At 47.7% G+C, this 13,231-nt stretch carries 14 protein-coding genes and 1 pseudogene; 11 read left to right on the plus strand and 4 right to left on the minus strand.

Going from position 1 to position 13,231, the window contains the following annotated elements:
- Positions 1 to 199, plus strand: a pseudogene (locus BLW97_RS07045) (MFS transporter); the annotation flags it as partial.
- A 55-nt stretch (positions 200 to 254) separates the two neighbouring features.
- On the plus strand, positions 255 to 680 hold the full coding sequence (locus BLW97_RS07050; RefSeq protein WP_031573333.1) for a universal stress protein: 426 nt from the start codon (positions 255 to 257) through the stop codon (positions 678 to 680).
- Positions 681 to 912: 232 nt separating this feature from the next.
- On the opposite strand, the gene BLW97_RS07055 is transcribed toward BLW97_RS07050, so the two are convergent.
- The 3 genes from BLW97_RS07055 to BLW97_RS07065 form a co-directional block, all read right to left on the minus strand.
- On the minus strand, positions 913 to 1,509 hold the full coding sequence (locus BLW97_RS07055; protein WP_075323604.1) for a DUF2202 domain-containing protein: 597 nt from the start codon (positions 1,507 to 1,509) through the stop codon (positions 913 to 915).
- A 212-nt stretch (positions 1,510 to 1,721) separates the two neighbouring features.
- The gene (locus tag BLW97_RS07060) at positions 1,722 to 2,159 is read right to left on the minus strand and encodes a PadR family transcriptional regulator (protein ID WP_207650568.1); all 438 of its coding nucleotides are present in this window, start codon (positions 2,157 to 2,159) and stop codon (positions 1,722 to 1,724) included.
- 474 nt (positions 2,160 to 2,633) lie between these two features.
- A complete protein-coding gene (locus tag BLW97_RS07065) occupies positions 2,634 to 3,371 on the minus strand; it encodes an SDR family oxidoreductase (RefSeq protein WP_024894535.1) in 738 nt (245 codons plus the stop codon).
- A 175-nt stretch (positions 3,372 to 3,546) separates the two neighbouring features.
- Here BLW97_RS07065 and BLW97_RS07070 point away from each other — a divergent pair, with 175 nt between their 5' ends.
- The 9 genes from BLW97_RS07070 (at position 3,547) to BLW97_RS07110 (ending at position 12,257) form a co-directional block, all read left to right on the plus strand.
- Positions 3,547 to 3,750 (plus strand): EAL domain-containing protein, encoded by a 204-nt coding sequence (locus BLW97_RS07070; protein WP_077218293.1) that lies wholly within the window; start codon positions 3,547 to 3,549, stop codon positions 3,748 to 3,750.
- A 79-nt stretch (positions 3,751 to 3,829) separates the two neighbouring features.
- Positions 3,830 to 4,042, plus strand: coding sequence for a hypothetical protein (locus BLW97_RS07075; protein ID WP_075322772.1), 213 nt, complete (start codon positions 3,830 to 3,832; stop codon positions 4,040 to 4,042).
- Positions 4,032 to 4,253, plus strand: coding sequence for a hypothetical protein (locus tag BLW97_RS07080; RefSeq protein WP_075322773.1), 222 nt, complete (start codon positions 4,032 to 4,034; stop codon positions 4,251 to 4,253). The genes BLW97_RS07075 and BLW97_RS07080 overlap by 11 nt, the downstream gene beginning before the upstream one ends.
- A gap of 350 nt (positions 4,254 to 4,603) precedes the next feature.
- On the plus strand, positions 4,604 to 5,857 hold the full coding sequence (locus tag BLW97_RS07085) for a type II secretion system F family protein (protein WP_024894538.1): 1,254 nt from the start codon (positions 4,604 to 4,606) through the stop codon (positions 5,855 to 5,857).
- Complete coding sequence (locus tag BLW97_RS07090) at positions 5,847 to 6,422, plus strand: pilus assembly FimT family protein (protein ID WP_075322774.1); 576 nt, start codon at positions 5,847 to 5,849, stop codon at positions 6,420 to 6,422. The genes BLW97_RS07085 and BLW97_RS07090 overlap by 11 nt, the downstream gene beginning before the upstream one ends.
- 32 nt (positions 6,423 to 6,454) lie before the next feature.
- Positions 6,455 to 6,979 carry a type IV pilus modification PilV family protein gene (locus tag BLW97_RS07095; protein WP_077218455.1) on the plus strand — a complete coding sequence of 175 codons (525 nt, stop codon included), beginning with the start codon at positions 6,455 to 6,457 and terminating at the stop codon, positions 6,977 to 6,979.
- Position 6,980: 1 nt separating this feature from the next.
- Complete coding sequence (locus BLW97_RS07100) at positions 6,981 to 8,123, plus strand: PilW family protein (protein WP_075322775.1); 1,143 nt, start codon at positions 6,981 to 6,983, stop codon at positions 8,121 to 8,123.
- Between the two features lie 2 nt (positions 8,124 to 8,125).
- Positions 8,126 to 8,767, plus strand: a complete 642-nt coding sequence (locus BLW97_RS07105; RefSeq protein WP_242947738.1) for a hypothetical protein — start codon at positions 8,126 to 8,128, stop codon at positions 8,765 to 8,767.
- Between the two features lie 7 nt (positions 8,768 to 8,774).
- A complete protein-coding gene (locus tag BLW97_RS07110) occupies positions 8,775 to 12,257 on the plus strand; it encodes a pilus assembly protein (protein ID WP_075322776.1) in 3,483 nt (1,160 codons plus the stop codon).
- Between the two features lie 309 nt (positions 12,258 to 12,566).
- Here BLW97_RS07110 and BLW97_RS20560 read toward each other — a convergent pair whose 3' ends face one another.
- Positions 12,567 to 12,917, minus strand: coding sequence for a hypothetical protein (locus BLW97_RS20560; protein WP_242947740.1), 351 nt, complete (start codon positions 12,915 to 12,917; stop codon positions 12,567 to 12,569).
- Between the last annotated feature and the right edge of the window lie 314 nt (positions 12,918 to 13,231).

Here is a 13,231-nt window from a genome sequence, read left to right on the forward strand (position 1 = left end):
TATCAATCCGTTCAGCGCGGCACTACCCCGCTATATGCGTGATGCGGGATTACATCAGGGAACGCTGGCTTGGCAGGTACTGGGACAAACTCTGGCGCAACATGCAGCAATGCGGGGGATACTGGATGCATTCACGTTCCTTTTCTGGAGTTTCATAGCGGTCATATTGATTGTGTTACTCATGAAAAACAAAGCATGATCGTCAACTACACAAAATTAATGCATTAAGATCGACATATAAGGAGGGTGAACCGATGTTTAAAAAAATCTTGCTGGCAACAGACGGTAGTGATGCTTCTGAAAAAGCAACAACAATCGCTATTGGGCTAGCGCAGGAGCAAAAGGCCGAGTTGTTGATTGTTCATGTGGTAGACCTCTATGCAATGTATTTCGCCACACCAGAATCCATCGAGTTTCTAGTCAGTTCAGGTCAAAACATACTCAACCTAATAGAAAAACGGGCTCAAAAGGTCGGCGTAGTAACCCATACCAAACGGCTACAGACCGATGAAGGCGGAAATCACATCGGTGAGTTAGTCCTTGGCGAGAGTGCCGCCTGGGAGGCTGATCTTCTCGTGGTGGGTAGCCATGGCCGTCGTGGTTTGAACCATTTCCTCATTGGGAGTGTTGCCGACTGGATATGTCAACGCGCCCGAATACCCGTACTTTTGGCGCGGTAGTGTGAATTTCGCGCAGTCATTCTGGGCAAACTTTTGCGTTTGGCCGTGCGATGAAGTAACGAAGATGACGGAGTTCAAGTGACATGAGTAATGTAACGCCAATCATAAATGCAATAAACAATAAGTTATGGATTACATCATCTTGATGCCGGCACCTGCCAAGTCATATGGACTCATCGTATCGGTGATGTTCACCCTGCGATGACCATCACCGACCAACTGCTCCTGTTTTTCAATGGCACATTTCGTGTGCAGACAGACCTGTACGTTCGAATTCAGCAGAAGACAGATGCTGCGGAACATAGTCAATAGCAAGCTTTTGTTTCCACAGATAAAAGGCCCGTAAGTGATTGCGTGAGCCCCGCTCTAATTCTGCATAGACCGCAAGGATTTCCGGTTTATTAGTACGTCGGGCCACTTTTTGTAGGTCGGCTATATCGAGTTCTTCAATCAATAACCCAACGCGAACGGCGTCTGCCTCGCTCCGTAGTCCCTGATGAATCAGATCATCATACAATGCTTGCAAATCGGCACGATAGAATTGTCCAACCGCCAAGCCCCGAACCGGATCGGGTTCCCCATAATGCTCAAGCAAAGCCAGCATCGCGTCCATGTGCACTTGTTCCGAACCGGTAATATTTTGGAAAGGACGGATACCCCAGCGCTCGTATAAGCGAATATAAACATCCCGCGCAATTTTTTCCTCCTCTCGCATCAACAGCAAGTCGGAGCGTTCTTCGCTCGTCAATAGGCCACGCGGTGACGCAGCGATGTCGGCACGAATTTGCGCAAGGTGCGCTGCGCGCTGCTCCGCATGTTCATTTTCCATGAATTCAGACTCAGTAGATGTGTTTGTGCTCGCATTAAACCCGCGTTGATCCATTCGGTGGCCATTTCCACGGCCACCATTTCCACGACTGCCATTTCCACAACCGCTTGACCTCATCCGGCTTTCACCAGAACGTTGATCGCCGAACTGTGAACAAGACTTTTTATTTGTATTCATTATGTTACCCATTTAAACATCATTTCAGACCTAATTCAGAGGGTCTGAATCTCTGTAAGTGCCTCTTCAAGAATCTTCTTGATCCTTTGGAACTGCTCCGGGACCAAAGGAGAGGCTTGTATTCGTTGAATAACTGCATCGCGCAATAAATGGAGATGTTCGCGTATTTGTTGCGCGTCTTCACTGCATCGGGTCGCGATCCGTTCTTCGATGGCCACAACCATCGCGCGATTCTGTTCAAGAAACGCTTGCCCTTGTTCAGTGATGACGTAAAGTTTCTTGTTTCCCTCAAGAATTACAGAAACATGGCCGAGATCTTCGAGCATTGCGAGCATCGGATAAATCATCCCGGGACTCGGACTGTAGATCCCCCCGGATTGTTGCTCTAACAGCTTGATCAATTCGTATCCGTGACGTGAATGCTGGGCAATATGCTGCAGGACGACGTAACGCAGCATGCCCGGATCAAGCATACGAGATCTCCGTCGGCCTTGCCCTGATCTGTGGCAAGGCCCGGAACATTTTCCCTCTGGGTCATTGGATAGTTTCATGGGAACCGCCTTTTAGATATATCTAATTATGATATATCTTATAGGGGTACCGTGAAAAATACAAGATCATCACCATTACTCAGGGATAATTTGGGGTAGATCCTTTCCGCTGCAATGGAAGAAGCCAGAGTAGCTTAAACATTCACTCTTTTGTCTTGACTAAAGGGATCCACTATACGTGGGGAGAAGCGCTGGTCAGCAGGTCGTGGGTTCGATCCCCTCACAACCCACCAAATAAAACAGACACTTAGCAAAATAAATTGCTGGGTGTCTTTTTTTGTGTCAACCGAAGGCAAACACATACAGAAAAGCAGAGTTATCAAGACGCAAGTGGATCGTCACCGCCAACAGCGGTGACTGACGTCATCATGGGATTGATTTCAAAATAGGAACATTTCAAATGGTAACCAATGGGCGTATGGCATTAAACCCACCATCAACAGATAAAATCTGCCCCGTAATTTGTGCTTCTTCAAGCAAAAATAGAATAGCCTTTGCCACTTGATCTGGCTGGATCAGTTCACCAAGAGGATACTGTTTTTGTGCCATTTTACGGCTTTGTTCATTGCGCAATAAATGCGCCGCAGCTTTTGTATCCATTAGGCCTGAGCGAACTGCGTTAATGCGAATTCCGTCGCGGGCATGTGTGGCAGCAGAAGCCCTGACGAGCGATTCAAGGCCACCTTTGGCAGCAGCAACCGCTTCATGAAAAGCGACTCCACTCTCTGATACCACTGATGATACGAAAACTGCGCTCCCACCGTTATCACGTTTTTTCCGAAGTGTCACAAATGCCTTTAACATAAAAAAGGCAGAGTCGAGATTGGCTGCGAGACAAGCCCGGTATTGTTCCTCAGATGTTTGTAATAACCCGGCTAACAGAAAAGAACCAGCCAGATGTGCTAGTCCTTCAGGAACTTCATCACGCTCCTTGAAAAAATTAATCACCGAACCTGTACCCGTCATAGTCGATACATCGGCCTGAATAATCGTTATTTCTGATGACTCAAAAATAGCAGGCAAATCTTTTTGACGGGTGACTGCCAGTATCCGCCAGTCACTCTTTAATGCTAAACGAATAAAAGTTTCAGCAAGTGAACCCGAAGCACCAGTTACAATCAACCAAGGTTTCATACACTTTCTCCTGCGAAGAATGGTTATCGTTTCTGGTGTCATTGATTGTATTTTAATTTCTAATATCCTATATAGATTTGTTGTTTCTGAATAGAGGAGAACACCTGATACTTCCATAATATTATTTTACTGATCAAAAAAAATATCTATCGCTGAAATGTCCACATGAAGCAAAATTTTCGATGATGATTTTGGTGCGGGTTATGCGGGACTTAATTTGCTGGCGAACTACCTGCCCGATTATATCAAACTCGACAGAGGGCTGATTATTGATATTGATCTCCACGAACGCCGTCAGGCCATTGTCCATGGCATACAATTGACCTGTCGGGAACTGAATATTGGCATTCTGACAGAAAGTGTGGAAACGCTGCATTAAAAACGGAACATTACTCATTTTTTATGGTCTACACCTATGGTATTTAAATTTTTTGCTCAAAATATGTAAGGAGGTTTTGATGGATCTTGAAAAACAGTCTGATGGCACTTTTCGACTGAGGATGAGCAAAGCCGAGGCTGACAAAGTGTCTGATGCCCTGCTTAAAAAAGCAGGGGATTTTAATCGCTCCACGCTTGATTTTGCCTATCTTTCTGCAGAAGCAGTGCTTTCCATGGATAATGAATTCCGTCAACCGAAGTCATTTTATCAAGGAGAATCTCATGCAGATTAATATTGAAGATAAAATGGTTGTTGCCACAATGACCGCGCGAGAAGCGGGCAAGATTATGGAATCACTGGATAGCATGCCATCCTTACCGGCAGACCTGAAGCCTTTTCAGGAAGTTTTTAAAGGAATCAGCATTCCAGTCAAAAGAAGGGGAGAAGTCAGGCATGAATGGGGAGATCCTCTTGATTTGGATCCAGATATCGGCCCAGCGTAACGAAAAGGCCGCCAATGGGCTTCGCCTGCAACAACTAAAATAGGGTGGTCATCCAGGTCATCCATAAATTACACTTATTGTTTACCGTAGTGCGTGTGCTTGGGTAGTTCATATACTACTCAGCACGTGCTGTGGCTATCTGTCCATCCCATCCAATGTGATCTAATGGTACGGCCTTACGCTCTTTCCCCACCTGTATGCTGAGCTACCAAGCAAAACCTAGTCGGACAAAATTGAACTACAGCCCTTTCGTATTTCAAGGAACCATGAAATTCATGGTATCCCACTCCTTGCAAAATAATGGGTATGTGCTAATTGGGAAGGAAGACAGGGATGGACAAGGTGAACAGATGGCAACAGCACTAGGAAAAAAGGTGGCGGTGAAAGAGGCGAAAACCTACGACTTTGTCTGGGAAGCCACCCTGCCCGGTGCCAAAGACAAGAAAAAAGGCGAAATGAATGCCGCCAGTGCTAATGTGGTGCGGGTAGCTCTCCGCAGACAGGGACTGGTGCCGGTTACAGTGCGCAAAGTACCCCAACCGTTGTTTGGTGAAAAAGGCGTCAAGGAAGCTCAACTGGTCGTCATGGTCCGTCAGCTTTCCACCATGATCAACGCCGGAGTGCCGCTGGTACAGGCTTTTGAACTGCTGATTAGCGCCACCCAGGGTGCAGCCATGAAAAAACTCCTTAAGGGTATCCTTAAGCATCTCAAGGAAGGTGAATCACTTTCTCAGTCCATGGCGCATTTCCCTAAGTATTTTGATCGACTGTTTGTGTCCTTGATTGCCGCCGGTGAACAAGGCGGTATTCTCGACACCATCCTGCTGCGTCTGGCCGAATACCGCGAAAAAACCCTGGCCCTCAACAAAAAAGTCAAGTCCGCCATGTTTTATCCAGCGGCCATCATTACCGTGATGCTGGTGGTGGTGGTGATTTTGATGATTTTTGTGATTCCGGTGTTTTCGCAACTTTTCAGCAGCTTTGGAGCCACCCTGCCCCTGCTCACCCAGATTGTCATCAATATTTCCAACTGGATGAAAAGTCACTGGTATATTGTCGTACTCCTGCCCATTGCCGCCGTGTGGTTATTCATTTTTGCCTACAAGCGCAGCCTGCCCTTCAAAACCGTCATTGACCGGATTTCCCTGAAAATTCCAGTACTGGGTGACATTTTGTTGAAAGGGGCCGTCGCCCGCTTTATGCGCACCCTGTCCACCATGCAGGCGGCGGGCGTGCCCATTCTGGAAGCGCTGGAAACCCTCTCGAAAGTTTCCGGCAATGTGATTATTGAAAACAGCGTATTACGGTCCCGCGATGACGTCGCCGCCGGTGGTCGCATCAGCACCCGCCTCAAAACCGATGGAGTCTTTCCCATCATGGCCACGCAAATGCTGTCTATTGGCGAAGAAACCGGCGCCATCGAAGTCATGTCCGGCAAGGTGGCGGATTTTTACGAAAACGACGTAGAAGAATCCGTCAATCGCCTCTCCACCCTCATGGAGCCCATGATCATGGTGGTGTTGGGCGTGATTGTCGGCACTCTGGTAGTCGCCATGTATATGCCGATCTTCAAGATGGGCGCGGTGGTGACGCATGGGGGGTGAGGGCTTGCCCGAAACCCTGCCCGAAGTTTGGGGTAAAGGCTTTACCTTGATAGAGCTGATGGTGATTATTGCCATCATGGCTATTATCGCGGCCATTGCTATCCCTCAATACAATATCTGGATGGTGCGGGCGCGTATTCAGGGTGCATCAGGTCGCTTGCAGCAGGACATTACCTGGGCGGAAGGATACGCCATCCGTAGTGGCTACCCGGTGCAGGTGTCCGTGAGCAGTGGTGGCACCACTGGTGGCTGCTCATGGAGCATTACCCCCGCAGCCAGCAATGTTCAGCAGCAGGTGCCGCAGATGTCAGTCGCAGAATTTGCCAGCCGTTATCCTAATACGGTCTGCAATGTCAACTCTCCTACCAGTGGAACCTTCAGCATTACTCCAACCGGTATGGTGTATGGCAGCAATAACACCATCACGGGATCTGCCGTAACCTTTGGCAATGCAGGCCAGAATGCCGCCACCTATGGTTACTGGCTGACCCTGCTCAGTGGTGCGGGCAACGTGCGCAATTGTGCTACCAGTGCACCGACTAGCAGCGTGTGTAACTTGCAATGAAAAAGATCGTTTTCGATTCCAAGAAAAACTGGATGATAAATCATGTCCCAAAAGTCCAGTCGGCCCGTTTTGATCAAGGTTTCTGTCAGATCAGCCAGACCAGCCTGCAGCGCATATTGCCTTCTCATCGCGAAGCTGCAACCTCCACTCAGGCAGGTTTAACCCTCATTGAAGCCATGGCTGCTTTGGCGATTTTTGCCATCGGTTCCTTGGGTATTTTAAGCCTGTTCCTCAGCAGTTTTGCCATGACCAATCAGAATCAGAATCTGACATCCGGCTATGAAATTGCCCAGAGTGCCATGGGTGTGCTCCGGGCCAATGGTGCGCAGGCTTTGAGTCTTAACGGAGCCACTGTCAGCGCCAGTCAGGCCAGCAATGCTTTATTGGACCCCGTTTCAGCGGTGATGAGTGCCTACGGGATGCCCCCACAAAGCCAGGTGAGCTTGGCACTTACATCTCTCAACAACAACGGCCTCTGCCCCTGCACGGCCACAGTATCCGTCTCCTGGGATGGTGGAGCACAAACCTATACCACACAAAGCATAGTGGGCTATTGACATGAATCTACTTTCCTCCCCGCAATCAAATGTCAGATGCCATGAAAACGGCCTGACTTTGGTCGAGTTGCTGGTTTCTCTGGTTGTGGTGGGTTTACTGGCTACCGCCATTTTCTCCTTTTTTCTGACGACCAGCCAAAGCGTCAGTCAGCAATCTGCCAGCGGCGAAATGTGGCAGCGCGGTCGTAATGCTTTGGCAATTATGCGCCAGGCTATTGAGTCGGCGGGGTATGGATTGCCACGGATTTCCGACTGTCCCAATGGAATTGCAGCATATAATGCAAATCAGGCTGCTTCGCCTTTTTCCCTGACGGCAATCACGGCTTCTGTGCAAAGCAGTGGTACCTATGACCCAACAGCAACCAGCAACATAAATACATTTTCTTTGATGACAGTTGCTGGGGGCTCATCATTTGGTAACGTGCCGGTAGCGCAAGTTACATCCATTCCCAGTATTTCATCCCAGAGAGTGTTTTTGACGACGACGACATCCATCAGTTCGGGTGATATTTTTATTGTCCAGATTCCTGGGCAAGCCTGTCTGATGGCACAGGTGACCAACCTGGAACCTAATGGAGGTGGAATCGGCATTGTTCATGAGAAAGGTAACTCCAATTACAATCCGTCCGGGGGTTTTAAGACATTAGCTGGTGCCATTTATCCTGGCCTAAGCAGCACGTCCTTTGCCGATGCCAACTTCATCGACCTAGGCAATAATAACTTTACTATTAATCAATTCACCATAGGCGACAGCGGTGGCACAACGACACCTACTCTTTATTTAACCCAGTATACTGTGAGCTCAACTGCGCCTACTCGTCAGGCATTGGCAAGGGGTGTGGTTGATTTACAGATTATATATGGTCTGGGTACGAACGGCGCTGTGCAACAATGGGTTACACCTGAAAACTATACTCTCAGCGCAACACAAAATATAGTTGCAGTACAAATGGCTATGCTGATCCGTTCTTCCCGATATCTACCTAATAGCTTGAGTCCTGCCAGCTTTTCTATTATGGGTAAAACTTACACCGTTCCAACCAGTAATGGCCCAGGTTGTTTACAAGGCAACTGCCGACATTATGAATATCATTTATTTCAGAGCGTGATCCCCGTCCGTAACGGCATTTGGCAGAGAGATTAATAATGGGTCATAACAAATCGAACAATGCAGATATTCAGGATCAAGCAAAAGCGATTGCACAAGCGAATATCAACCTAGAAGAACATGGAGCCATTTTGGTCATCGTACTGGTCCTGATTTTTGCGGTAACACTGGCGCTGTTGGCTTATCTGTACCTAAACAAAGATAACAGTCTGATTGCCTCAAACCTGGCGGTACAAAATGCGGCACAGGATGCGACCGATGTCGGGTTACAGCAAGTCAGTCAATACTTGCAAAATAATGATCCAAGAATAAGTCCACCGTCCTATTACTACTCCAGCATGGACAATGTTCCAACAAGTTATGGTTCAACTTCTATATCTGGCAGACCGGTTGCGCCAACCTTGAAGTTCTGGAATAACTGCACAAGCAATAATTACTGCTTTCAACTTCCTCAAGCGGTGAAATATGGACCATATTTGTTTTACGTTGAATACGTAATATTCCCTGTACCTAGCGTTTCTCCACTCGAAGGCTCTGAATCAGTACAGGCGCCTACTGGATATAGCAATGGAAATGGAATTTTAATAAATAGTTATTACATTGTTTACGTCCACGCAATGAATCAAAATGGCGGCGGATTGGGCGTTACTGTACAATCTATTATTCAAGTACCAGGATGACAGACACATGAATAAGCAGTTTAAAAAATCGATATCCATTCTTCTCGCCCTGGGGATGAATACTCTGCCCTTGCAAGGCTTCATACCTTATGCTCAGGCTGCTGCTAATGGTATTAACATCCCTTCTGGGGAACAACCGCAAATTCTGATTATTCTGGATAACTCCCAGGGAATGGCCGGGGTTATCAAGGGGCCTGACGGGCTTTCGGGAGCCATCATGAGTGGCTCCGGGACTGTGGCAGAAGACGTGAGTTCCAGTTCTCCAGTTTATTATCCGGCAGGAACGGATGGCTTTATCCCGCCTGCAACTGCAACATCAGCAGTTGCCCCCGGTACAAGCGTGCAGTATTCCGTACCCTGTAATTCAAGTTCGCTTACTACATTGGGTCAAACAGCTTGTTCTTCCTTTGATCCTGGAAATATAACCAGTTCCAATGCCTATGTAGACAACTCTGAATCCATGTTTAATGTTTCTGAAAATGCTATCCGTTATATACTCGGTCAGACAACTTATGCAGATAACATCCAGTTCGGATTAGAAACATATTCATCATACAATATATCGCTATCAAATACCTGGGTATACTATATGAGTGCTTCTGACGGATTTAGTTTCGGTCCTAGTTCAACTCCACCATCATCAGGGTTGCATGCCGTAAAAAATCCATGTTACGGATCAGTTAGTAATGGATACTTTACAAATAATTCTTGTGGAGATATTTACTCATACTACAATAGTTATGGAGCTATGAAAAATCTCTACACCTCAGGTCTTTACTCAGATAAATATTTGTATGTTAAAGACACGTCAGATAACCCGATTATTAATGATGTATTGTATGGTCCCGCATCATATTATGCACCTGGCGACACTAATACTGTGGCATCAGGACCATCTGTTTATGGTGGGGATTCTCTTTCATCATACAGCACAAAAAACGTAGGCGTTAACTATTCATACTGGACTAACCCATTAATTAGTAACTTTGAGCCAACTAGCGCTGGTTATTTTCCTCAAACACAACAATACTGGGAATCTCAACGGGGTTACGGTTTCAATGCCAGTACGAATGGTAGCCGTGGGAATGTGGTAGTGGCAATCACAAAAAGCAATGCACAAAATAAAACCAGCATTACCAATGCCATTGTCCCCGAAGTTCTAGACCCGAATATTTCTTACGGTACAACACCCATCACGGCTTCCGCAGGTTACGCGCCTGTGGCTGGGGCATTTCAAACGGCACTGAATTATTTTCAGGGTAATTCTAGTCAAGCGACCTCCGCACCACCTGCCACCTGTGGTAAAAAATACGTGATTTTTATTACCTTTGGACAACCCACCAAGGGCACAGGTGGACACGTTTTCCCACCATTGGGCAGCGCAGCCGCAACGACTTTTGGCGTAACGTCCGTCACATCATCAAATATTACTTCTTCCAGTACTAATAATGCAGCAGTTACAGAAGCCATAAGCGCCATTCAGAATCTTTATAATAATGCTGGAGTAAAAACCTACGTTATTGGCGTGGGCTCTGCTGTCAATCCCAACATCCCTGGCACTACCACACAACAACAAGCAGTAGCGCAACAGGGCCAGTATGTACTGCAAGCAATGGCAAACGCCGGTGACACTAACACGCTTTATACGGCGACGTCGTCCAGCCAATTGCAATCCGCCCTAAACAATATTGTTGCGAATATTCTCGGAAAAAGTGTGGTTTCTTCATATGCTGCACCACCAAGTGTCACGGTAGGTTCACTGGAATTTCTTTTGAAAAATGTCAACCCGGTGACAGGCCAAGGGGATTTATATGCCTATCCGGTCACCAGCAACGGCAGTGTCAGCAGCACTGCCAGTTGGGATGCCAATTCAAATATGACTGCGGCAACACGTTCTGCTGTTTTGTATACGACACCATTGGATAACACCACCACCAACGGTGGAAGGGTACAAACCTTCCCTGCCGTGGCCTCTACAGATTCTGCAGCGTTTGGCACACTCCCTTCCAATCTAACAGCGAGCGACATTGCCCAGTACACCATCAATCCATCCTATGATAACGGAACATATCTGGGTGGAAGAGATTCAGGTTGGTATGTTGGCCTTCCCAGCTCAGCGCCCGCAGAAGTGTTGACTGCCCCCAACAACGCCAGCTTGCTGAATAACGCGGGGTATCTCAGCTTTGCCTCCACTCATACCAATCGTCAGAACGCCGTGCTGTTCTCAGATAATGATGGATTTCTCTATGCGCTGGGATATCAAAATGTCGCCACTAGCAGCAGTTCTGCCCCTACCGGACCCACGCTGCTCTGGGGGTGGATGCCTGGTGCCTTGTTACCCTCTTTACAAAATTATCCTTCATTCTGGCAAGGCAACAATATGGGTAACTTTGCGAGTATTGACGCTTATGACAATTCCGACAGTAAGTGGCATACCTATGTAGTAGGTGTAGCAGGTAACGGAAGCATCTACTATGACCTACAGCTCACCGGGACCAGCGCCCCCGATCTAGGAAACGTTGTTGCTCAATATAATTATTCCGGCTATTCACAACCCGTAGCAAGTGCCCCTGTTTTCTATCAGGTCAATACACCTGGCGCCAGTAATTTCGGCCAAACCTGGGCGCTTTTTGCTATTAATAACAGTTCAGGGAGCAATCTGGGCATTCTCAATGTGAGCAGTGGAGCATTCGCACTAGATCCATTACCCACCACAATTAACAATACGGCCGCGCCCTACATTGATAGTAATGGTAATTTATTTTTGGGAAATGGTAGCGGCAAAGTTTATGAGATGACGGCGGCGAATCTCAGCACGGTATTAAGCAAGAAATCCAATTATTCCATACCTTCTGGGGACTTTACATCAATCGGTAATTATACCACGAACTGGCCCAGTGGCCTCAATACAAACGTACAGTTCATTGGTGGAACATTTTATCAGGGAAAAAATTACCTGCGCGTTCAGGGGCCGAGTGGAATAACCTTGTTCAGCAATTCCACCGGAATCTGGTCACCGGTATGGACCACTTATTCTGGGGGTGCTGGTGAATGGAGCGGGAGTAGCGCTAGTAGTTACACTTCGAATACCACCATTACACCTCTACCCTCTGGGTCAACGATTACTGATCAGGCTTTAATTAACAGTGGCAACGTTATAGTGCCTGTTACCGTTCCACCATCAAGCACAGAAACCTGCGGTGTCAACACAGCGGCATATTATATTTATTCATTAAGTAATGGGATTTTCCCTTCCAGTGCTTATGTTTCAACTGGCGGAACTCCGATTACTCTAGACGCTCAAGGAGGATATGTCATTGGTCAAGGCAATGCGTTAACGCCCTCGGTAACTGTGTTTAATGGCAGCTTACTTCTCCAGGGCGCTGCCAGCAAAAACACCACGGGTGGAACTTCAGGATTTGCCTCGGCATTGGGCGTGGGCCTACCTCTAGGTGGTCCAGTTGCCTGGCGTCTGGTTTTACAACATTGAACATGCGGGGAAACAGGCAGCCAACCACTAGCGTGCAGATGTTGCCGTATTCAAGTGTAGTCAGTATAGTAGCTGGAATAAAGGTACCTGGTGGTTGTCGCGTCGTCAGATGAATCAGAGGGTAGTGTCGAACTTACATTTCGGCATTCATAATGCTTCGCGTTCATCACCATGATGCTCTACAACCAGCTCCATCTTTCAATTCTTGAAGGCCAATTCTGTCAGGATGCGAACGGCCTGCGAATTGCCGTTTGTGAAAATTTTCGTGATCACTATGACTACCCTACGATAGAGGCGAATTTTCTCAGGTCAAGATAGTTCGAGGCGACGCTCAATACGTCCGATGCGCTCAGCCAGCTTGTTCAGCGTGATCTGCTGTCTGGCATCAGTTTCCTCACTCAGATTGATCCCACGCTTCACCAGTATCATAGCTTGATCCAGTCCAGACATACGGTGTTTCAGGTCGCCCATATCATTAGCGATTTGATCCACAAGCCACCTATATGACGTTCGCCGTACCTCGCGCGGCTCTAACTGGAAAAGTTGCTCGCCGATATGTGGGTTGGTCAGCAGAATGGTCGAGGGCTTGTTCATCGGAGCCAGAAATTCATACAAGCGCGCCAAATCGGAAAGCGCCTTGCTGGTCCACTTCAGCTCCATCAACGCGGCACCGGCAGCGGCTGGTCAGTGCTAAGGCTCTCCGCCCACGCTTGCACGGCCTGGTGATCGATGACACGGCCGGCGTCTACGTCAGCCAGCGCTACTAGGGTCAGTCTGTCGCGCTCCTCTTCCTGGGCGATCCAGGCGGAAAGCGCCTGTTTTACGATCAATACTGTTTAGATAGGTAATTTTCTGTCAGAATAACCGCCATGTTTTGTTTCTGGGGAGACATGGCAATGGCACGTACCAAAGCACAATTACCTGTAGGCGCTCGTCTGGCCGATTATCTGACGGTGGGCTATCTGGCGATGCGC

This window comes from Acidithiobacillus albertensis (genome assembly GCF_001931655.1).
Classification (GTDB): Bacteria; Pseudomonadota; Gammaproteobacteria; order Acidithiobacillales; family Acidithiobacillaceae; genus Acidithiobacillus; species Acidithiobacillus thiooxidans.